Raw genomic sequence first — 19980 nt, 5'->3', positions numbered from 1 at the left:
GTTCACCGCCTCCGTCACAATCTAGCGGTGAACGCCCCCGAAAGGCTCGAAACCACCTGCAGCAGAGCATGGCCACCACTGGTCGAGGAACCCCTAGGTGAGTGGTGCCTGCGCTGGGCGGACGGCTTCACCGGCCGCGCGAACAGCGCACTTGCCGTCGGCGACCCCGGTCGCCCGCTCGGCGACGCCCTGACCGCGGTGTGTGACTTCGCCCACGGTAGGGGGATCACCCCGATGGTCCAGGTGGTCCGCGACAGCCCGAACGAGCGCGCGATCGCGGCCGCGGGCTGGCGGCCGGCCACCCACCACGGCGCCGGCCACGAGGTCGCCGTCCTCACGAAGCGGCACTTTCACGTGAAAGTGCCGCCCCCAGGTGGGCATTTTCACGTGAAAGTGCCGGATGAGCCGACGCCGGGTTGGTGGGGGCTTGCGCTGCGGCCGGGGGAGGACTCCGCGGCCGCGCGGCAGGTACTGGCCGGTGGGAAGGTCGGCTACGGGGTCGCGGCCGAGGGTGCCGTCACGACGGCGGTCGTCCGCGGGGCGCTGGTCGACGACTGGCTGCACGTCGGCCGGCTCGAAGTCGGCCCCGCCTTCCGCCGCCGCGGGCTGGCGTCGGCCCTGATGGGCGCGGTGCAGGCGTGGGGCGCGGAACACGGCGCGGGCCACGCGGTGTTGCAGGTGGCGGAGGGCAACTCGGGCGCGCTCGCGCTCTACGCGGGGCTCGGCTACGCCCTGCACCACAGATACCGGTACTGGGTGCCCGCACCCGGCTCGTGCGAGGATTCGACGTCGTGAAGATCGTGGTAGTGGTCGGCGGAGTGGGCGGGGCCCGCTTCCTGCTGGGTGTCAAGGCAGCGCTGGGCATGGCACCGGAAGGTGCCTCGGAGAGCGAGCACGAGGTGACGGCGCTGGTCAACACCGGCGACGACGTCTGGATGCACGGCCTCCGGATCTGTCCCGACCTGGACACCTGCATGTACACCCTGGGCGGCGGGATCGACTCCGAACGCGGCTGGGGGCACTCGGGCGAGACCTGGGTCGTCAAGGAGGAGCTGGCCGCCTACGGCGCCGAGCCGACCTGGTTCGGCCTCGGCGACAAGGACATCGCCACCCACCTCATCCGGTCGCGGATGCTGCGCGCGGGCTACCCGCTCTCGGCGGTGACCGAGGCCCTGTGCGACCGCTGGCAGCCCGGCGTCCGGCTGCTGCCGATGTCGGACGACCGCGTCGAGACGCACGTCGTGATCGACGACCCGGAGCAGGACGGGCAGCAGAAGGCCGTCCACTTCCAGGAATGGTGGGTGCGCTACCGCGCCGAGCCGAAGGCGCACTCGATCGTCGCGGTCGGCAACGACGAGGCCAAGCCCGCGCCGGGCGTGCTGGAGGCCGTTTCGGGGGCGGACGCCGTGCTGTTCGCGCCGTCGAACCCGGTCGTCTCGGTGGGCACGGTCCTGGGCGTGCCCGGGGTGCGGGACGCGCTGCGGAAGACGTCCGCGGGCGTCGTCGGGGTGTCCCCGATCATCGGCGGCAAGGCGCTGCGCGGGATGGCCGACGCGTGCCTGACCGCGATCGGCGTCGAGACCTCGGCCGAGGCGGTGGGCCGGCACTACGGCTCCCGCAAGGACGGCGGCGTGCTCGACGGCTGGCTGGTCGCCGAGGGCGAGACCGCCGACGTGCCGGGCGTGATTGTCCGCGACGTCCCGCTGCTGATGTCCGATGTGGACGCGACCGCGGCGATGGCCCGCGCCGCCCTCGAACTGGCTGGAGCCCCCGTTGAATGACCACGCTTCCCCCAAGCTGGAGATCCTGCCCGTCTCCGGGCTGCCGGAGTTCCGCCCGGGTGACGACCTGACCGGCGCGATCGTGGCCGCCGCGCCGTGGCTGCGCTCCGGCGACGTCCTGGTGGTGACCAGCAAGATCGTCTCGAAGGCCGAGGGCAGGCTCCTGCGCGTGCCGTCGGACCCGGAGGCCCGCGACGCCGAACGCCGGAAGCTCGTCGAGCAGGAGGCCGTGCGGATCGTCGCGCGGATCGCGCGCACCGTGATCACCCAGAACCACCTGGGGATCGTGCAGGCCGCGTCCGGCATCGACGCGTCCAACGTGGCCGGTGACGAGGTCGCGCTGCTGCCCGCCGACCCGGACGCTTCGGCGCTGGCGCTGCGCAACGGGCTGCGGGAGCGGCTCGGCGTCGAGGTCGCCGTCGTCGTCACCGACACGATGGGCCGCGCCTGGCGGGTCGGGCAGACCGACGCCGCGATCGGCTCGTCCGGGCTGCGCGTGCTGCACGCCTACCGCGGCGAAGTCGACGGGCAGGGCAACGAGCTGGCCGTCACCGAGGTGGCCGTCGCCGACGAGCTCGCCGCGGCCGCCGACCTGGTCAAGGGCAAGCTGGGCGGGACGCCGGTCGCGGTCGTGCGCGGGCTCACCCTGGAGGACGACGGCTCGACCGCGCGTGCGCTCGTCCGCCCGCTGGAGGAGGACCTCTTCCGGCTCGGCACCAACGAGGCCATCGCGCAGGGCCGGCGCGAGGCCGTCCCGGTCCGGCGTTCGGTGCGGCAGTTCGCGGACGAGCCGGTGTCCCCCACCTCGATCCGGCGGGCGGTCGGGTCCGCGCTGACCGCCCCCGCCCCGCACCACACGCACCCGGTGCGGTTCGTCTGGCTGCGCGACCCCGGCGTCCGGAAGAAGCTGCTGGACGCGATGCGCGAGTCGTGGCAGGCCGACCTCGAGTCCGACGAATTCACCCCGGAGCAGATCGCGAAGCGGCTCAGCCGGGGCGACATCCTGTACCGGGCGCCGGAGGTCGTCATCCCGTTCCTGGTCCCGGACGGCGCGCACACCTACCGCGACGACCGCCGCAACGGCTGCGAGAAGACGATGTTCACCGTGGCCGGCGGCGCCGCGGTGCAGGGCCTGCTGGTCGCGCTGGCGGCCGAGGGCCTCGGCTCGTGCTGGATCGGGTCGACGATCTTCGCCGCCGACGTCGTGCGGGACGTCCTGGGCCTCGACGAGGGCTGGCAGCCGCTGGGTTCGGTCGCCATCGGCGTGCCGGCTTCCGAGCCGGCGCCCCGGTCACCGGCCCTGGCCGGGGAAGGGCTGCTGGAGCTGTGAGCCTGCACGCGGACGCCGTCGCGACGCTTTCGTCGTGGCGGCCTGCTGCCCCGGCCCAGGAGTCGCTGCGGCAGGCGTTCCTCGGGTTCCTGGCCGCGCGCGAGGATTCGTGTCAGCGGTCCTGCGCGGCCGGGCACCTGACGGCGTCCGCGGTGGTCCTGGACCACACCGGCACGCGGGTGCTGCTGACGCTGCACCCGCGGGTCGGCCGCTGGCTGCAGCTCGGCGGCCACTGCGAGCCGTCGGACGTGTCGCTGGCCGGCGCGGCGCTGCGGGAGGCGACCGAGGAGTCCGGCATCGCCGGCCTGCGGCTGTCCGCGGAGCCGGTGCACCTGGACGTCCACCAGATCACGTGCTCGCTCGGCGTGCCGACGCGGCACTTCGACGTCCGGTTCGCCGTCCACGCCCCGCCGGGCGCTTCGCCGGTGCGCAGCGAAGAGTCCGACGACCTGCGGTGGTGGCCGGCGGACGCGCTCCCGGCGGGGTCGGAAGATCTCGCCGATCTGGTGAAAGCCGCGGTTCCTGTCGGTGCCGGGCGATAACCTGGTCCGCGGACAGGGAGGGACCAGATGGCTACGCAGTTCCCCGAGCGGGTGCACTACCACTCCGGAGGTGGCGGCGACACCGGCGTGTTCGGGTACATCGTGCTCGGGCTGATCGTGCTGGGCATCATCGTGTTCGTCATCGCGGTGGTGGTCAGGGTGTCGAAGATGCGCCGCGAAGAGGCGATGAAGCGGAGCGGGCAGTTCCCGCCGCCGAACCCGGGTTTCCCGCCGCAGCAAGGGTTTGCGCCGCCTCCGCAGGGTTTCGCGCCGCCCTCGCAGGGGTTTGTGCCGCCTTCGCAGGGGTTCACGCAGCCGGGGTACGCGCCACCGCCTCCGCCGCAGCAGGGGTTTCCGCAGCAGCCGGGGTACCCGCCGGCGCCTTCGCAGTACGCGCCGCAGGGGCCGTCGTTCCCGCAACAGCAGTTGCCGGGGCCGGGAGCGGGTCCGCAGAGCTGGTGATCATCCCCTTCGACAGCGGTTCACCGGTCCCGCCGTACGAGCAGGTCCGGTCGGGGCTCGCGACCCGGATCACCGACCGCAGCCTGGCCGTGGGCACCAAGCTGCCCACGGTCCGCCGGCTGGCGGCCGACCTGGGCATCGCCCCGAACACGGTGGCGAGGGCGTACCGCGAACTGGAGGAAGCGGGCCTGATCGAGACCCGCGGCCGGGCGGGCAGTTTCGTGGCGGCGGCGGGCGACCAGAGCCGCCGCCGTGCCCAGCAGGCGGCCGCGGAGTACGCGAAGACGACCCGTAAGCTCGGCCTCGACGACACCGAGGCACTGTCGATTGTCCGCGCGGCACTCGACGAGGGGAACGGCTGATGCTCAGCGTCCTGACACTGCTGATCCTGCTGGTGGTGATCGCCGGGATCGTCGCCGGGGTGCTGGCGATCGTGAACTCGAACAAGCCGAAGCAGCCGCCGTACCCGCCGCAATACCCCGGCTATCAGCAGCCGGGATATCCGCCGCAGCAAGGGTTCCCGGGCCAGCAGCCGGGATATCCGCCACAGCAGGGGTTTCCCGGCCAGCAGCCGGGCTATCCGCCCCAGCAAGGGTTTCCCGGCCAGCAGCCGGGCTACCCGCCGCAGCAACCGCCGTACCCCGGACAGCCGCCGTACCCGGGCCAGCCGGGCGGGAATCCCCCGCAGCAGTAAGCATTTCGTTTTGAAGGCCACCTTCCGGGTCTTGCCCGGCGCTCACATCGCGCGGTAGTCCCGCAGCTCGATCCGCGGCCCGAACCGCGGCCGCCGGTGGCCGGCCGCCTCCAGGTAGCGCACCGCCCGCTGGCGCTGCGGTGCGTACGGTGCCAGCAGTTCCGCCATCCCCGCGTCGTCCGTTCGCCGGCCCAGCAGCGCGTGGCCCACCATCGACGGGATGTTGTAGTCGCCGAAGCTGACCGCGTCCGGGTCGCCCCACGCGCGCTGGGCGATCTCCGCCGCCGTCCACACCCCGATGCCCGGCACCTGGCGCAGCCAGTGCCGCCCCGCGAGGCCGCCCAAGGCCACCGCGTGCTCCAGGTGCTTCGCCACGCCGGCCGCGTTGAACAGGGCCGTCCGGCGCTTGATGTCGACGCCCGCCCGGTGCCAGTCCCAGTCCGGCAGCTCGCGGATCTTCGCCGGCGTCGGCGGCACGCGCAGCCGCTCGGGGCCCGGCCCCGGCGCGCGGGCGCCGAAGCGGCGGCACAGCTCGGCCCACGAGCGGATCGCCTCCTTGCCCGCGACCTTCTGCTCCAGCACCGCCAGCACCAGCCAGTCCCACACCACCCCGGTCGCGCCGAGCCGCAGTCCGGGCACCGCCCGGCGGGCCCGCGCCACCACGTCGTGGTGCGCCACGAACCCCGAGTCGTCGTCGTTCGCGCCCAGCAGCGCCGGGACGCCGGTGAGCAGGCGGTCCGCCCCGTCGCCCCAGGCCGCCGCCTCGACGCGGCCGTCCGCGTGGCGGCGCAGCGCCAGCGTGCCCGGGCCGTCCGGGGTGTTCGAGGCCAGCCAGGTGATGCCGCGCTCGTCCGTGAGGATGTTGAGCGACCCGCGCCCACGCTTCAGCGGACGCAGGACACGGTCCAGGTCGACTTCGAACGCGGGACGCCAGAACATCGGCTAAGCGTCGCTCGAGAAGCGGATGGACCCGTCGGGCAGCACGACGTCCGGCCAGATCCGGGCGCCTTCCAGCAGCTCGCAGCCCGCCCCGACGGACACGCCGTCGCCCAGCACCACACCGCGCAGCACCGCGCCGGCGCCGACGCGGGCGCCGTGGCCCAGCACCGAGCGCTCGACGATCGCGCCTTCGGAGACGGCCGCGCCGTCGAACAGGACCGAGCCGTCGATCTTCGCGCCCGAGCCGACCACAGCCGCGACGCCGATCGTCGAACCGCCGCTGAGCTGGGCGTCTTCCGCCACCGACGCGCCGTCGAGAACCAGGAAGTCGCCGGGGCGGCCGGGCAGCGCCGACGTCGGCGCCAGGCCGCGGACGAGGTCGGCCGAGCCGCGCACGAACGCTTCCGGCGTGCCGACGTCCAGCCAGTAGGAACTGTCGACGAACCCCTGGATGTGCGCGCCCTGCTCCAGCAGCTGCGGGAACGTCTCGCGCTCGACCGACACCCGGCGTCCGGTCGGGATGGCCTCGATCACCGGGCGGCGGAAGACGTAGCAGCCGGCGTTGATCTGGTCGGTCGGCGGGTTCGGCGTCTTCTCGAGGAACGCCTGGACGCGGCCGGTCTCGTCGGTCGGCACCGAACCGAACCGGCTCGGGTCGGGCACGCGCTGCAGGTGCAGGGTGACGTCGGCGCCCGATTCGCGGTGGACGCGCAGCTGCTCGCCGAGGTCCGAGCCGGAGATGATGTCGCCGTTGAAGACGATCACCTGCTCGGCGCGCAGCTTGTCGTAGACGTTCCGGATCGCGCCCGCGGTGTCGAGCGGCTCCTCCTCGACGACGTACTCCAGCTCCAGGCCGATCGCCTTGCCGTCGCCGAAGTACTCCTCGAACACCTCCGCCCGGTAGCTGGTCCCCAGCACGACGTGCCGGATCCCGGCCTCGCGGATGCGGGAGAACAGGTGGCTCAGGTAGGGCGTCCCGGCTGTGGGGAGCATCGGCTTCGGCGCCGACAGGGTCAAGGGCCGGAGACGCGTGCCCTTGCCCCCGACCAGCACGACGGCGTCGACAGCGTCGGTTCGGACCTCGGACGTCACGGAAATCTCCTCTTTTATCACGCACCGCTGAGCGACAAGCCGCGGGAAACCCTGACGGAGGTCGCCCGGAGGGCCTACCCTAGACAGGAAACAGGCGGGCCTTTCCCCAGAGGGCCCCGGGTCAGTCGGGAGGCCGAGGGGATGGACCCCCGCGATCGGGCGGACGCCCTGCTCGCACGAGCCCAGGCGCGCGGTGTGTTCGTCGTGACACCCGACAGCGCGACGTCACCGATGGACTCGTCGAACACCCAGCAGATCCCGCGCGCGCAGATCGACGGGCTCGACCGCAGCCGCGACCCCGACACGACCACGCAGCTGCCGGCGTCGCTGATCGAGGAAAACGACCACCCGCTGGCCGGCTCGTCGCCGACCCGGCGGCTGGAGGTCCCGGGCGGCCGCCGCCCGCAGCAGACGACCCCGCTGAGCACGCCGTCGCCGACGACGCCGCTGCCGGCCCCGCTGTCCCGCCGGCCCCAGGCCGAGCAGATCACGAGCCCCCTGAAGGAGCCGGATCCGGAGGACACCGGCCTGGTGCCGACGGTGACGCAGAACATCGGCAAATCCGACCTTTCACGCCGGCTCGACGGGATCTAGCGGGTTTCCAGCTTCAGCCGCAGCGCGAGGCCGAGCTTCACGGCGGCCAGCACCGGCTTCCAGGCGAGCCCCTGGTGGCGGTCGGCGAGGTAGCGGTAGGCACTGGCGTGGTGCGCGGCCAGCATCTTCTTCGACGCCTGCGACGTCGAGTGCCCGCCTTCGTGCGTGACCCGCGAAGACGGCGCGTAGACGTTCAGCCAGCCCGCCTTGGCCAGCCGGTCGCCGAGGTCGACGTCCTCGAAGTACATGAAGTAGCGCGTGTCGAAGCCGCCGACGGAGTCGAACGCCTCCCGCCGGATCAGCTGGCACGAGCCGGACAGCCAGCCCGCGACGCGCTCGGCCGGGGCGCCGGTCTCCTGCCGGTACTGCCTGGTCCAGGGGTTGCCGGGCCAGACCTTCGCGAAAACGGCGTGCCCGATCCCGCGGCCGAAGGACGGCAGCAGCCGCGCCGAGGGGTAGACGGTGCCGCTGAGGTCGTGGATGAGCGGCCCGAAGGCACCCCCGCGCGGCCACCGCCCGGCGACCTCGAGCAGCGCGTCGAGCGACCCGGGCTCCCATTCGAGGTCCGGGTTGACGACGACGACCCACCCACAGGAGTCATCGAGCTCGGCGACCCCCCGGTTGGCGGCGGTCCCGTACCCGACGTTCTCCCCGATGGTGAGCAGCTGCACGTTCGCCCGGCGCGAGGTGACCTGCTCGAGGGCCCCCTCAACGGACGCGTTGTCCGCGACGACCACCTTGACCTCGCGCTCGGTGGCCTTCTCGAGGGTGTCGAGGAACCGCTCGATGGTGTCCTCGGAGAAGTAGGTCACGGTCACGACGCCGACATCGTCGCCATAGCGGGATTGCTCAGTCACCCGGCCATTGTCCACGCATCACCGAGGGTGAATCGGCGGCCCCGGCCCAGCAGCACGCCGGAAGAAGTCACCGGGTGCGCAGGTGCCGGGACCAGGCTTTCGCGTACGCCTCCCGGTGCCGTTCCGCGGTCGTAGCCCACGAGAACTCCTTCGCCCGCTGCTGCGCCGCCGTCGCCAGCTCCGCTCGCCGGCCCGGGTCGTCCAGCAGCTCACCCAGCGCAGCCGCCACGTCCCCGGCTCCCACGCCGCAGTACGCCACCGCGTCGCCGCCCACCTCGGGCAGGGACAACCGGCGTGTCGTCAGGACGCACGCGCCGCACGCCATGGCCTCCAGGACCGGCAGCCCGAACCCCTCGCCCAGCGACGGGTACGCCACCAGCGAAGCCCCGCCCAGGAACCCCGCCAGCGTGCCGAACGGCAGGTACCCGGCCCGGATCACGCGCAGGCGGTGCGGGACCGCGTCCAACGCCCGCTCGACCTGCGTGTCCCAGCCCGGCTGGCCCGCCAGGACCAGCGCCGGTGCGTCCGGGCGGCCGGCGACCGCGCGCGCGAAGCCGCGGATCAGGGCCGGCACGTTCTTCCGCGGCTCCAGCGCGCCCAGGAACGCCACGTACGGGGTCCGGCCCAGGCCGACCGCCGCGCGCGCCGCCGCCACCTCGGCCGGGGACGGCGGGTGGAAGCGCTCGCTGTCGACGCCGTGGTGGATGACTTCCAGGGAAGCGTGCCGCACCGGGCCGACGCGGGCCAGCTCCGTCGCCGTCGCCTCCGACGGCACCACGCACAGCGTCGCGCGCCGCAGGGCCGTCGCCGTCCACGCGCGGAAGAACCGGGCCTTCACCGACGAGTGCAGCACGGCGTCGGTGAAGAACGTCGCGTCGTGCAGCGTCACCACCGAGGCCGCCGACGTCGCCAGCGGCATCGTGTAGTGCGGTGAGTGGACGACGTCCGCGCCGAGGCGGCGGGCCAGCCGGGGCAGGGTCGCCTGTTCCCAGGTCAGCCGGGCCGTGCGGGTGGTCGTCGCCGGGGACGCCGGCACGACGCGGGAGCGTGGCGCCAGCCGATCGTAAAGCTGCAGGTCGCGGGGCTGGCAGACGACGGTGATCCGGGCCCCGTCCGCGTCGAGGGCGGCGACGAGCGAATCCACGTACCGGCCGACCCCGCCGCGGTCCGCGGGAACCGCGGTCGCGTCGATCAGGACCCGGGGATCATCGCTCACCCCTGCAGGGTACGGCGGCACCCCGGTGCCTCGGTGAGGAACTGGCAAACCGGGCAGGTGGGGGCCTCAGTCGTGCGCCCGCCGGTGGATCGCCCAGACGGCCTCGGCCGCGCGCCGCCAGGTGAACGCGCGCGCCCGCTCGCGGCCCGACCGGACCAGCTCCGCCGCCAGCGACGGCGACCCCAGCACCTCGCGAAGGGCCTTCGCCAGCGCCGCCGCGTCCCCGCGCGGCACCATGACGCCCGCGCCGCCCGCCACCTCGGCCAGCGCCGGGACGTCGGTGTGCACCACCGGGATCCCGGCCGCCATCGCTTCGAGCAGGCCCAGCCCGAACCCCTCGGCGAGGCTCGGCACGGCCAGCACGTCGGCCCGGCGCAGCACGGTCGTCAGCTGCGCGTCCGTCACCTTCCCCAGCACCCACAGCCGGTCCGCCGGCAGGCCGCGCTCGGCCGCCAGCGCCACCGGGTCGACGCCGCCCCAGCCCGGCTGGCCGGCCAGCACGAGCGCGGTGCCGTCCAGCGCCGCGACCGCGTCGACCAGCACGTCGATCCCCTTGCGCGGCTCGATCGTGCCGACCGCCAGCACGTACTGCGCCGGGAGCTCCACCTCGGCCGCGCCCGACGGCACCCGCACGCCGTGCGGCACCACGCGCACCGGCACGTCGACGTCGATGAGCACGGCCAGCTCGTCGGCGACCGCGCGCGTCGGCACGACCAGCCCGGACGCCCGCCGCGCGGCCCGCGCGATCATCGACCGGTGCCAGCTCACGCCGCGCGCGGTGAGCGTCTCGGGGTGGGTCCACGGCACGGTGTCGTGCACGGTCACGCTCAGCGTCTTGCCGGCCGGGGCGCGCGGCGGCGCGAACGGCGTCGGCGCGTGCACCGCGTCGCCGCCCGGCCACCAGCGCAGGCCCAGCTGCCAGGCGGCGACCAGCGCGCGCGGCGGGATCCGCAGCACCCGCGGCCCTTCGACGCCGTCCAGCCGGGCCGCGGTCACGTCGGCGTGCCGCGCCACGACGCTGGACACCGTCCAGCCCGGCGGCGCGGTCTTCGCGAGCGCGGGCAGCAGCTCGGCCGTGTAGCGCCCGGTGCCACCGGGCACGGGCGCGAGGAGCTGCTCGGCGAGCACGACCAGTTCGGGCACGCGGCTATTGTGCGGGACGTGACCGTCAATCCCGCCACCACGGTGGTCGTCGTGACCTGGCGGGGCGCCCCGCACGTCGCGGCCTGCCTCGACGCGCTCGCCGCGCAGGCGCGTCCACATCGGACGCTCGTGGTGGACAACGCCTCCGACGACGGCACCGCCGCCCTGCTCGCGGCCCACCCGTCACGCCCGGAGGTGCTCCGCCTCCCGCGCAACACCGGCTACGCGGGCGCGCTCGCCGTCGCTCTCGGAAAGGTCCAGACCCCGCTGATGGCGTGGCTGAACGACGACGCCGAACCGGCGCCGGACTGGCTGGCCACCCTGGAGGACGCCCTCGAAGAGGCGCCGCTGGCCGCCGCGGCGACTTCGCTGCTCGTCCGGCCCGACGGCGCCACGCAGTCCGCCGGCGTCCGGCTGACCGCCGACGGCCACGGCGCCGACGCCACCGAGCCCGCCGCCGAGGTGTTCGGCTTCTGCGGCGGCGCGGCCCTGCTGCGCACCGACGCCCTGAAGAGCGTGCACGGCGTTCCGGCCGGATTCTTCTGTTATTACGAGGACACCGACACGGCGTGGCGGCTGCGGCTGGCCGGGTGGGACGTCGTCGCGGCGCCCGGTGCCCGCGTCCGGCACGCCCACGGCGTCAGCAGCAACCTCGGCTCACCGCTGTTCCACCGCTGGAACGAGCGCAACCGGCTGCTCATGCTGCTGCGCTGTGCGCCCGGCGTCGTCGCGGCGAAGCAGCTGGCCCGGTTCGCGCTGCTGACAGCGGTGCTGCCGCTGCGCCCCGGGGGCCCGGCCGCGGCGAACTTCCGGTTCGGCCTGCGCTGCCGGGTCCTCGCCGAAGTGGCCCTGCGGTTACCAGCGACGTTGCGGATGCGCCGCAAGATCAGCCGCCGGGCGGCGCTGGGCCGAGGCGCGGTCTGGGAAGCATGGGCGGGCCTTTAAGCTTGCCCTCGACCCGACGACAGGAGCTGGCTTTGGCGCAGGGGGATCCGCAACCGCTCGTCTCGGTGATCGTGGTCAACTACCACGGCGCCGACGACACGATCACCTGCCTGCGCGCGCTCGCCGAGCACGGCTACCCCGAGCTCGAGCTGATCTGCGTCGACAACTCGGACGAGGCCGCGCGCATCCGCGAGGCCGTTCCGCAGGCCCGGGTGGTCGAAGCCGGCCGCAACACCGGGTTCGCCGGCGGCTGCAACCTCGGCGCGAAGCACGCGAAGGGCACCGTCCTCGGCTTCCTCAACAACGACGCCCGCCCGGCCCCCGGCTGGGTGTCGGCCGCCGTCGCCGAGCTGCGCGCGCAGCCCCGCGTCGCCGCCGTGGCCAGCAAGGTCCTCGACTGGGACGGCACCGGCACCGACTTCGTCGACGGCGGCCTGACCTGGTTCGGCATGGGCTACAAGCGCCACGCCGGTTCGCCGCTGGCCGACGTCCCGGCCGCCGAGCACGAGGTCGCGAAGGACGTCCTGTTCGGCACCGGCTCGGCGCTGTTCGTCCGGGCGAGCGTGTTCGCCGAGCTCGGCGGCTTCGACGAGCGGTTCTTCATGTTCTACGAGGACGTCGACCTCGGCTGGCGGCTCAACCTCCGCGGCTGGCGCGTCCGGTACGTCCCGGCGTCGCTGACCTACCACCGCCACCACGCCACGATGGCGGCGGTCGACGCCCCCGAGACCGGCCGCGAGACGTTCCTCCTGGAGCGCAACGCCCTGGCCTCGCTGTACAAGAACCTCTCCGACGAGACACTGGCCCGCGCGCTGCCCGCGGCGCTCGCGCTGGCCGTGCGCCGCGCCACCGCGCGTGGCGAGCTCGACCCGACCCAGCTGGACCTCGAGCACGGCGTCGGCCCGATCGAGTCCGGCGACGTCGCCGTCCCGCGCACCACGCTCGCCGGGCTGCTGGCCATCGACCAGTTCGTCGAGCAGCTGCCGTCGCTGGCGGAATCCCGCGCGGTCGAGCAGGCCGCCCGCGTCCGCACCGACGCCGACCTGCTTCCGTTGCTGCGCAAGGCGTTGGAGCCCGCCTACCCGCTGCCGCGCTACCTCGCCGCGCACGACATCCTGGTCGAGGCGTTCGGCATCGCCAAGGCGTTCGGGCAGCGCCGGAAGATCCTCGTGCTCACCGGCGACGCGCTCACCGAGCGGATGGCGGGCCCGGCGATCCGCGCCTGGAACATCGCGCTGGCCCTCGCCGCGGAGCACGACGTCCACCTGATCACCACCAACCCCCTCGTCACGCCGCCGCCGGCGCCGTTCCGGGTCGGCGCGGGCAAATTCCGCGAGCTGGACGAGCCGATCGCCTGGGCCGACGTCGTCGTCCTGCAGGGGCACGTGCTCGAACTGGCGCCGTCGCTGAAGAAGCAGCACAGCGGCAAGATCGTCGTCGCCGACCTGTACGACCCGATGCACCTGGAACTGCTGGAGCAGGGCAAGGGCGTCGCGGACGACCAGCGCGCGGCCGACCTCGCCGGCGTCACCCGCGTCCTCGACGCCCAGCTCGAACGCGGCGACTTCTTCCTCTGCGCGTCCGAGCGGCAGCGGCACTTCTGGCTCGGCCACCTCGCCGCGATGGGCCGGCTCTCGCCGCGCCTCTACGACGCCGACCCGACGACGCAGTCGCTGCTCGCGGTCGTCCCGTTCGGGCTGCCGGCCGAGCCGCCGGTGCGCACCGGGCCCGGCCTGCGGTCGTCGCTCGGCATCGGCGGCACCGACCACGTCGTGCTCTGGGCCGGCGGGGTGTACAGCTGGTTCGACCCGTTGACGCTGGTCCGCGCGATCGACCGGCTGCGCCGCAACCGCGGGGACGTCCGGCTCGTGTTCCTCGGTATGAAGCACCCGAACCCCGAGGTCGCCGAGATGGACATCGGCGCGCGGACGATCCGGCTGGCGGACTCGCTGGGGCTGACCGGCAAGCATGTCTACTTCAACGAGCAGTGGGTGCCCTACCACGAGCGCCAGAACTGGCTGCTCGACGCGAACTGCGGCGTCACCACGCACTACGAGCACGTCGAGACGACGTTCGCGTTCCGCACCCGGGTCCTCGACTACCTGTGGGCGGGGCTGCCGATCGTCACCACCGACGGCGACGCCTTCGCCGACCTGGTCCGGGCCGAGCGGCTCGGCGTGGTCGTCCCGGCCGAGGACGACGCCGCTCTGGCGGACGCGCTCGAAAAGGCGTTGTACGACGAGGAGTTCGCCGCGGGCTGCGTCGAGCGGCTGGCCGTCGTCGCACAGCGGTTCGCCTGGCCCGAAGCGCTGAAGCCGCTGGTGGAGTTCTGCCGCGACCCGCGCCCGGCGGCCGACCGGCTGCCCGGGTCGGCGGACCTGGTGACGACGCCGGCGGTGCGCGGCCGGGCGATGCTGCGGCGGGACGTCGACCTGGTCCGCGAGTACCTCGCCGCCGGCGGCGCGTCGGAGCTGGCGCGGCGCGTCGGCGGCCGGGCGCTGAAGGTCGCGAAGCAACGGCTCCGCCGTGGCTAGGTCACTGAGCGTCCTCCTCGACGGCACCCCCCTGCTCGGTGCGCGCACCGGGATCGGCCGGTACACCTCCGCGCTGATCGAAGAACTGGTGTCGATCCCGGAAGTCGACACGCGCGCGGTGGCGTTCACGTTGCGCGGCTGGCGGCGGCTGCGGCACGTGCTCCCGTACGGCGCCCGCGCCCGCGGGATGCCGGTGGCGGCGCGGCTGCTGCGGATGGCGTGGCTGCGGTCGGACTTCCCGCCGGTCGAGGTGTTCGCCGGCCCGACGGACGTGGTGCACGGCACGAACTTCGTGCTGCCGGGCCGCTTCCGCGCGGCGGGCGTGGTGACGATCCACGACCTGGCCTTCCTGGACAACCCCGCGGAACTCGCCCCGAGCGACCGCGGCCTGCCGGAGCTGGTCCGCCGCGGCGCCCGCCGCGCGAACGTCATCTGCACCCCGACGTCGGCGGTGGCCGATGCGGTGGCGGAGCGCCTGGACGTCTCCCGCGAAAAGATCGTGGTGACACCACTGGGCGTGAACCCGGCGTGGTTCACCGCACGCCCCCCGGACGACGAGCGCCGAGCCCGTCTCGGCCTGCCTTCGCGCTACTTGCTGTTCGCCGGCGCGGCGGGGCCCCGGAAGGGCCTGGACTGGCTGACCCGCGCTCACGACGCGGCCCCGGACCTGCCGGACCTGGTGTTCGCGGGCCCGGGCCCGTTCCCCCGCGGCCCCCGCCGCTGCCAGACCGGCTACCTGTCCGATGTGGACCTGCGCACGGTGGTCGCGGGCGCGTCGGCCCTGGTGCTCCCCTCCCGCGACGAGGGGTTCGGCCTCCCGGTCCTGGAGGCGATGGCCTCGGACGTCCCGGTGGTCTGCACGGACATCCCGGCCCTGCGCGAAGTGGCGGGCGAGTGCGCCAGCCTGGTCCCGTACGGCGACGTGGACGGCCTGGCGGAGGCCTTGAGGACGGCGGTGACGGACCCGCACGCGGTGGCAACATCGGCTTCACGGCGCGCGCACGCGGCGAACTTCACGTGGCGAACGTGCGCAGAGCTGACGGTGGGCGCGTACCGGCTGGCCTCAGGGCGTCACTGACCCGCTCCTGGGTTACCCGGCCGCGAAGTACGCGGCCAATGCCTCATCCCACGGCCGCATCGGCGTCAACCAAGCCTCGCGCCACGAAGCCGGCGACAGCACCGAATACGCCGGCCGCGCGGCCGGGCGGGGGAACTCCGCCGTCGTGCACGGCTTCACGCGGTCCGGGTTCGCGCCCAGGTGCTCGAAGATCGCCCGGGCGAATCCGCACCAGGTGACCTCGCCCGCGTTCGTGCAGTGCAGGATCCGGCGCTCCGGTCCGTCGCCCGCTGCCGCGCGGGTGGCCAGCTCCAGCAGCCCCGCCGCCAGATCCGCCGTCCACGTCGGACCACCGATCTGATCGTCCACAACAGACAGATCCGGCCGGGAAGACTCCAGCGACACCATCGTCTTCACGAAGTTCGTCCCGGTTTTCCCGTACAGCCAGCCGGTCCGCACCACCCACGACGACGCGCCCGAGCCGAGGACCGCGTCCTCGCCCGCCGCCTTCGTGCGGCCGTACGCCGAACGCGGGCCCAGCTCGTCCGCGGGCTCGTACGGCGCCGACGCGTCCCCTGGGAAGACGTAGTCCGTCGACACGTGGATCAGCGGTACCCGGCGGGACGCGCAGGCCGCCGCGAGCACGCGCGGGCCGTCGGCGTTCACCGCGAACGCGCGCTCCTCGTCCGTCTCCGCCGCGTCGACCGCCGTGTACGCCGCCGCGTTCACGACCACCGGCGCCGAACCGGATTCCCGTGCCCGCTCGGCCAACGCGCCGACCGCCGCCAGCACCTGGCCCGTCTGGGTCACGTCCAGCTCGGCCGACCCCGGGGCCACCACCTCCACCGACGGGGACGCCAGCGCGGCGAGATCCCGGCCGAGCTGCCCGGATCCCCCGGGCACGAGCACCGTCAGGCGCACAGGCACTTTCCTCTACTTCCGGAGCGCGGTCCGCCCGGCCAGGGGTTCCCACCACGCGCGATTGTCCGTGTACCAGGCCACTGTCGCGGCCAGACCGTCCTCGAAGGACACGCGCGGAGCGTACCCCAGCTCCTTGTTGATCTTCGTGATGTCCACCGAGTACCGGCGGTCGTGGCCCTTGCGGTCCTCGACCGGCTCGACGCTGTCCCAGCCCGCGCCCAGCGCCGCCAGCAGCTTCTCGGTCAGCGACCGGTTCGTCAGCTCGGTGCCGCCGCCGATGTTGTAGATCTCGCCCGGCCGGCCCGCCTCGGCGACCAGCTGGATGCCGTGGCAGTGGTCGTCCACGTGCAGCCAGTCACGGACGTTGAGCCCGTCGCCGTAGAGCGGCACCTTCCGCCCGTCGAGCAGGTTGGTGACGAACAGCGGGATGACCTTTTCCGGGAACTGGTACGGACCGTAGTTGTTGGAGCACCGGGTGATGCACACCGGCAGCCCGTGGGTGCGGAAGAACGACCGCGCCACCAGGTCCGACGACGCCTTCGACGCCGAGTACGGCGAGTTCGGCTCCAGCACGTGGTCTTCGGTCCACGAACCGTGCTCGATCGAGCCGTACACCTCGTCGGTGGACACGTGCACGAACTTGCCGACGCCGGCTTCCAGCGCCGCCTGCAGCAGGTTCTGCGTGCCGAGCACGTTCGTCAGCACGAAGTCGGCGGCCCCGAGGATCGAACGGTCCACATGGGACTCGGCGGCGAAGTGCACGACGAGGTCCACGCCGGTCATCACGTCGGAGACCAGCGCGGTGTCGCAGATGTCGCCGCGGACGAACTCGAGCCGCGGGTCCGCGGCGACCGGCGCCAGGTTCGCCTCGTTGCCGGCGTAGGTGAGTTTGTCGAGCACGACCACCTCGGCGTCGCGCAGCGCCGGGTAGGCGCCGGTCAGCACCTGCCGGACGTAGTGCGACCCGATGAAGCCGGCACCACCGGTGACCAGGACCCGCATCTTCCCGCCTTCCCTTCGTGCCCCGGGCGGGGCATACCGCCCCCAGCCTACGGAGGTCCCACAACACCCTCAGTAGAGTCTGCGGCGGAGACACACGGGTGTCCTGGGGGAAGCACGGGGTCACAGGGGAGGAAGCGCGTGACCGAACAGGCTGCGCCGACCATCCCGGCACGCCGTCACACCGGTGCGACGGTCTTCGCCCGCCGCGGCGGCAAGGTCGTCGTGTCGTTGCTCTCCGTCGCGATCCTGGCCCTGACCTGGTACGGCTGGCACTACATCGGCGACCCGAACACCGGCCTGACGACGACGAACGTCTTCGCCGACACCGAGGCGCACGCGAAGCCGCTCGACGGCGCGATCGACATCCTGCTGGTCGGCCAGGACAGCCGCACGGACGCGCAGGGCAACCCGCTGCCCCGCGAAGTGCTGGACATGCTGCACGCCGGCGTCTCCGACGGCGAGCTGAACACCGACACGATGATCCTCGTGCACATCCCCCAGAACGGGAAGCACGCGATCGCGGTCTCGTTCCCCCGCGACTCGTGGGTGGAGCTGACCGGTGGCTTCGGCAAGCACAAGCTCAACAGCGCGTTCGTCTACGCCTACACCGACACCTACCGCACGTTGCAGCGCCAGGGCATGACCGACCTGAAGCAGGCCGACCAGGAAGCGAAGGTCGCCGGGCGCAAGAACCTCATCGCCACGCTCGAGAAGTTCATCGGCAAGCCGGGCATGATCGACCGCTACGCCGAGGTCAACCTGGCCAGCTTCTACGAGATCACCAAGTCGATCGGCGGCGTCGAGGTCTGCCTCAAGGGACCGGTCAAGGAGACGAAGTCCGGCGTGGACCTGCCGGGCGGCCGCCAGACGATCGAGGGCGTGCAGGCGCTCGCGTTCGTCCGCCAGCGCTACGGCCTGCCGAACTACGACCTCGACCGGATCGCGCGCCAGCAGGCGTTCCTGTCCGGGCTGGCCCGCAAGGTCATTTCGACCGACGTGCTGACCAGCCCGGCGAAGATCGCCGACCTGGTCGCCGCGGTGAAGAAGTCCGTCGTCGTGTCGCAGGGCTGGGACCTGACCGAGTTCGCCGCGCAGATGCGCGGCCTGACCGGCGGCAACATCGAGTTCCACACCATCCCGACGCTCGGCAACGCGACCATCGGCGGCGCGGACGTGCTGCGCGTCGACCAGGCCGCGGTGGCGGCCGAGGTGGCCCGGCTGACGTCGGACGGCACGACGGCGACCTCGACCTCGACGTCGGCGCAGGTGCCCGGCGCGCGGGCGGTCACGATCGAGCTGTTCGACGGCTCGGGCGCGCCGGCCGTGGCCGGCCAGACGCACGCGATGTTGCAGGGCAAGGGCTTCACGCTCGCCGCCGACCAGCGGCTGAGCACCCGCACCACGACCGTGGTCCGCTACAACCCGGCCGACGAAACCGCGCTGGGCCTGGTCAAGCAGGCCCTGGGCGCAGGCGTCCAGGCCGAACCGGACCGGGACGTCCCAGCCGGGCACGTGCGCGTGCTCCTGGGCAAGGACTTCCGGAACTCGGCGGCCGGCCCGGGCGGCGCGCCGACGTCCACGGCCGCGAAGCCGCCGGTGGCCACGGCCGCGAAGCCGCCGGTCGCCCCGACCACCCCCGCCGCGCCGCCCATCACGGCGGGCGACGTCCCCTGCGTCAACTAGACTGCGTACGCAGGGTGTTCGGGGGAGGTAGGCCAGGGTGGCGGACGAGCAGGGAGAACCGGAGGCGAACGCCGATCCGGTGACGCACAGCGACGACTCGCGGCCGTCGCGCGTGCGCCGCGCGGGGCGTGTGACGCGCCGGGTCGCGCTGGGGCTGGTGTCGCTGCTCGCGCTCGGAGCCAGCGGCTACGCGTACGTCACCAAGGACCAGCTGCAGAGCACGATCCCGACGACCGACGCGCTGACCCCGCGGGCCGGCGAGCCCGCGCCGCCGCCCGCGGACGACGGCGCGGAGGACATCCTGCTCGTCGGCAGCGACGCCCGGACGGACGCGCAGGGCAACGCGCTGCCCGCCCGCGTGCTGCGGCAGCTGCGCACGGAAGCCAACAACGGCGCGGTGAACACCGACACGGTGATCCTGCTGCGGGTGCCGAAGAACGGCGGCAAGCCGTCGGCGGTCTCGATCCCGCGCGACACGTGGACGGCCATCCCGGGCCGCGGCGAGGCCAAGATCAATTCGGCGTACGGCGTCGCGAAGGCGCACGCCGTGCAGGCGTTGCGCGGGCAGGGCGAACGCGACCAGGCGAAGATCGAACGCGACTCCGACACCGAGGGCCGCCGGGTGCTGGTGCAGGCGGTGCAGGACCTGACTCAGGTGCGGATCGACCACTACGCCGAGATCAACCTGCTGGGCTTCTACCTGCTGACCGAGGCCCTCGGCGGCGTCAAGGTGTGCCTGAACCACGCGACCGAGGACAAGGATTCGGGCGCGAACTTCCACCGCGGCGAGCAGACGGTGTCCGGCGGCGAGGCCCTGTCGTTCGTCCGCCAGCGCAAGAACCTCCCGCGCGGCGACCTGGACCGGATCGTCCGGCAGCAGGCGTTCCTCTCCTCGGCCCTGCACCAGCTGCTCTCGGCGGGCACGCTGACCAGCCCCGGCACGATGACCGACCTGATGGACGCGGTCCACCGCTCGCTGACCCTGGATCCGGGTCTCGACCTGCTGCAGTTCGCCCAGCAGGCGAAGGGCATCGCCTCGGGCGACCTGACGTTCGCGACGATCCCGGTGGTGACGGCGAACGGCCGCAGCGAAGACGGCCAGAGCATCGTGCAGATCGACCTGAAGGCGGTCCGGGAGTTCGTGGCCGGCCTGGCGGGCCGGGCGGCCGCCCCGGCGCCGGCGGGCGG

At 73.4% G+C, this 19980-nt stretch carries 20 protein-coding genes; 13 read left to right on the top strand and 7 right to left on the bottom strand.

Annotated elements, in window-relative coordinates; all coding sequences use genetic code 11:
* The first annotated feature begins 27 nt into the window (after positions 1 to 27).
* The 7 genes from C2L59_RS31485 to C2L59_RS31455 are packed head-to-tail and all read left to right on the top strand — an operon-like array spanning position 28 to position 4809.
* On the top strand, positions 28 to 795 hold the full coding sequence (locus C2L59_RS31485; protein WP_103353174.1) for an N-acetyltransferase: 768 nt from the start codon (positions 28 to 30) through the stop codon (positions 793 to 795).
* Positions 792 to 1781 carry a 2-phospho-L-lactate transferase gene (gene cofD, locus C2L59_RS31480; RefSeq protein WP_103353173.1) on the top strand — a complete coding sequence of 330 codons (990 nt, stop codon included), beginning with the start codon at positions 792 to 794 and terminating at the stop codon, positions 1779 to 1781. Before C2L59_RS31485 ends, cofD begins: the two co-directional genes overlap by 4 nt.
* On the top strand, positions 1717 to 3111 hold the full coding sequence (locus C2L59_RS31475) for a coenzyme F420-0:L-glutamate ligase (RefSeq protein WP_370444798.1): 1395 nt from the start codon (positions 1717 to 1719) through the stop codon (positions 3109 to 3111). The genes cofD and C2L59_RS31475 overlap by 65 nt, the downstream gene beginning before the upstream one ends.
* Entirely contained in the window at positions 3108 to 3653 is a 546-nt protein-coding gene (locus C2L59_RS31470) for an NUDIX hydrolase (RefSeq protein WP_103353171.1), read from the top strand. Before C2L59_RS31475 ends, C2L59_RS31470 begins: the two co-directional genes overlap by 4 nt.
* 27 nt (positions 3654 to 3680) lie before the next feature.
* Positions 3681 to 4115: a hypothetical protein gene (locus tag C2L59_RS31465; protein WP_103353170.1), complete on the top strand. Its 435-nt coding sequence runs from the start codon at positions 3681 to 3683 to the stop codon at positions 4113 to 4115.
* Positions 4112 to 4477 (top strand): GntR family transcriptional regulator, encoded by a 366-nt coding sequence (locus tag C2L59_RS31460; RefSeq protein WP_103353169.1) that lies wholly within the window; start codon positions 4112 to 4114, stop codon positions 4475 to 4477. Before C2L59_RS31465 ends, C2L59_RS31460 begins: the two co-directional genes overlap by 4 nt.
* On the top strand, positions 4477 to 4809 hold the full coding sequence (locus C2L59_RS31455) for a hypothetical protein (protein ID WP_103353168.1): 333 nt from the start codon (positions 4477 to 4479) through the stop codon (positions 4807 to 4809). The genes C2L59_RS31460 and C2L59_RS31455 overlap by 1 nt, the downstream gene beginning before the upstream one ends.
* A gap of 42 nt (positions 4810 to 4851) precedes the next feature.
* On the opposite strand, the gene C2L59_RS31450 is transcribed toward C2L59_RS31455, so the two are convergent.
* Positions 4852 to 5748, bottom strand: coding sequence for a DNA-3-methyladenine glycosylase (locus tag C2L59_RS31450; protein WP_103353167.1), 897 nt, complete (start codon positions 5746 to 5748; stop codon positions 4852 to 4854).
* Between the two features lie 3 nt (positions 5749 to 5751).
* Positions 5752 to 6840, bottom strand: a complete 1089-nt coding sequence (locus C2L59_RS31445; RefSeq protein ID WP_103353166.1) for a sugar phosphate nucleotidyltransferase — start codon at positions 6838 to 6840, stop codon at positions 5752 to 5754.
* A 141-nt stretch (positions 6841 to 6981) separates the two neighbouring features.
* On the opposite strand from C2L59_RS31445, the gene C2L59_RS31440 reads away from it, so the two are divergent.
* Positions 6982 to 7434 (top strand): hypothetical protein, encoded by a 453-nt coding sequence (locus C2L59_RS31440; RefSeq protein WP_103353165.1) that lies wholly within the window; start codon positions 6982 to 6984, stop codon positions 7432 to 7434.
* Here the strand turns inward: C2L59_RS31440 and C2L59_RS31435 are convergent.
* The 3 genes from C2L59_RS31435 to C2L59_RS31425 form a co-directional block, all read right to left on the bottom strand.
* Positions 7431 to 8291 (bottom strand): glycosyltransferase family 2 protein, encoded by an 861-nt coding sequence (locus C2L59_RS31435; protein WP_199199344.1) that lies wholly within the window; start codon positions 8289 to 8291, stop codon positions 7431 to 7433. The genes C2L59_RS31440 and C2L59_RS31435 overlap by 4 nt on opposite strands.
* 67 nt (positions 8292 to 8358) lie before the next feature.
* On the bottom strand, positions 8359 to 9507 hold the full coding sequence (locus C2L59_RS31430; protein ID WP_103353163.1) for a glycosyltransferase family 1 protein: 1149 nt from the start codon (positions 9505 to 9507) through the stop codon (positions 8359 to 8361).
* A 66-nt stretch (positions 9508 to 9573) separates the two neighbouring features.
* A complete protein-coding gene (locus C2L59_RS31425) occupies positions 9574 to 10650 on the bottom strand; it encodes a glycosyltransferase family 1 protein (protein WP_103353162.1) in 1077 nt (358 codons plus the stop codon).
* A gap of 9 nt (positions 10651 to 10659) precedes the next feature.
* Here C2L59_RS31425 and C2L59_RS31420 point away from each other — a divergent pair, with 9 nt between their 5' ends.
* The 3 genes from C2L59_RS31420 to C2L59_RS31410 are packed head-to-tail and all read left to right on the top strand — an operon-like array spanning position 10660 to position 15207.
* On the top strand, positions 10660 to 11595 hold the full coding sequence (locus C2L59_RS31420; protein ID WP_199199343.1) for a glycosyltransferase family 2 protein: 936 nt from the start codon (positions 10660 to 10662) through the stop codon (positions 11593 to 11595).
* Positions 11596 to 11627: 32 nt separating this feature from the next.
* On the top strand, positions 11628 to 14129 hold the full coding sequence (locus C2L59_RS31415; RefSeq protein WP_103353161.1) for a glycosyltransferase: 2502 nt from the start codon (positions 11628 to 11630) through the stop codon (positions 14127 to 14129).
* Positions 14122 to 15207 carry a glycosyltransferase family 1 protein gene (locus C2L59_RS31410; RefSeq protein ID WP_103353160.1) on the top strand — a complete coding sequence of 362 codons (1086 nt, stop codon included), beginning with the start codon at positions 14122 to 14124 and terminating at the stop codon, positions 15205 to 15207. The genes C2L59_RS31415 and C2L59_RS31410 overlap by 8 nt, the downstream gene beginning before the upstream one ends.
* A gap of 12 nt (positions 15208 to 15219) precedes the next feature.
* Here C2L59_RS31410 and rfbD read toward each other — a convergent pair whose 3' ends face one another.
* Both rfbD and rfbB read right to left on the bottom strand, forming a co-directional pair.
* Entirely contained in the window at positions 15220 to 16107 is an 888-nt protein-coding gene (gene rfbD, locus C2L59_RS31405) for a dTDP-4-dehydrorhamnose reductase (RefSeq protein ID WP_199199358.1), read from the bottom strand.
* Between the two features lie 12 nt (positions 16108 to 16119).
* Positions 16120 to 17109 carry a dTDP-glucose 4,6-dehydratase gene (rfbB, locus tag C2L59_RS31400; RefSeq protein WP_103353158.1) on the bottom strand — a complete coding sequence of 330 codons (990 nt, stop codon included), beginning with the start codon at positions 17107 to 17109 and terminating at the stop codon, positions 16120 to 16122.
* A 138-nt stretch (positions 17110 to 17247) separates the two neighbouring features.
* On the opposite strand from rfbB, the gene C2L59_RS31395 reads away from it, so the two are divergent.
* On the top strand, positions 17248 to 18792 hold the full coding sequence (locus C2L59_RS31395) for an LCP family protein (RefSeq protein ID WP_103353157.1): 1545 nt from the start codon (positions 17248 to 17250) through the stop codon (positions 18790 to 18792).
* Between the two features lie 79 nt (positions 18793 to 18871).
* Positions 18872 to 19980: LCP family protein (locus C2L59_RS31390; RefSeq protein WP_199199357.1), on the top strand; the 1109-nt coding region annotated here is incomplete at its 3' end.

The organism is Amycolatopsis sp. CA-128772 (genome assembly GCF_002904295.1).
GTDB lineage: Bacteria > Actinomycetota > Actinomycetes > Mycobacteriales > Pseudonocardiaceae > Amycolatopsis.
Note: the sequence above shows the minus strand (reverse complement) of the source record. Positions and strands in the feature narration are given on the sequence as shown.

Coding starts and splice junctions, on each gene's coding strand:
- C2L59_RS31440 (WP_103353165.1), top strand. CDS start 6,982: ATGGACCCCCGCGATCGGGCGGACGCCCTGCTCGCACGAGCCCAGGCG.
- C2L59_RS31455 (WP_103353168.1), top strand. CDS start 4,477: ATGCTCAGCGTCCTGACACTGCTGATCCTGCTGGTGGTGATCGCCGGG.
- C2L59_RS31475 (WP_370444798.1), top strand. CDS start 1,717: ATGTGGACGCGACCGCGGCGATGGCCCGCGCCGCCCTCGAACTGGCTG.
- C2L59_RS31465 (WP_103353170.1), top strand. CDS start 3,681: ATGGCTACGCAGTTCCCCGAGCGGGTGCACTACCACTCCGGAGGTGGC.
- C2L59_RS31450 (WP_103353167.1), bottom strand. CDS start 5,748: ATGTTCTGGCGTCCCGCGTTCGAAGTCGACCTGGACCGTGTCCTGCGT.
- rfbB (WP_103353158.1), bottom strand. CDS start 17,109: ATGCGGGTCCTGGTCACCGGTGGTGCCGGCTTCATCGGGTCGCACTAC.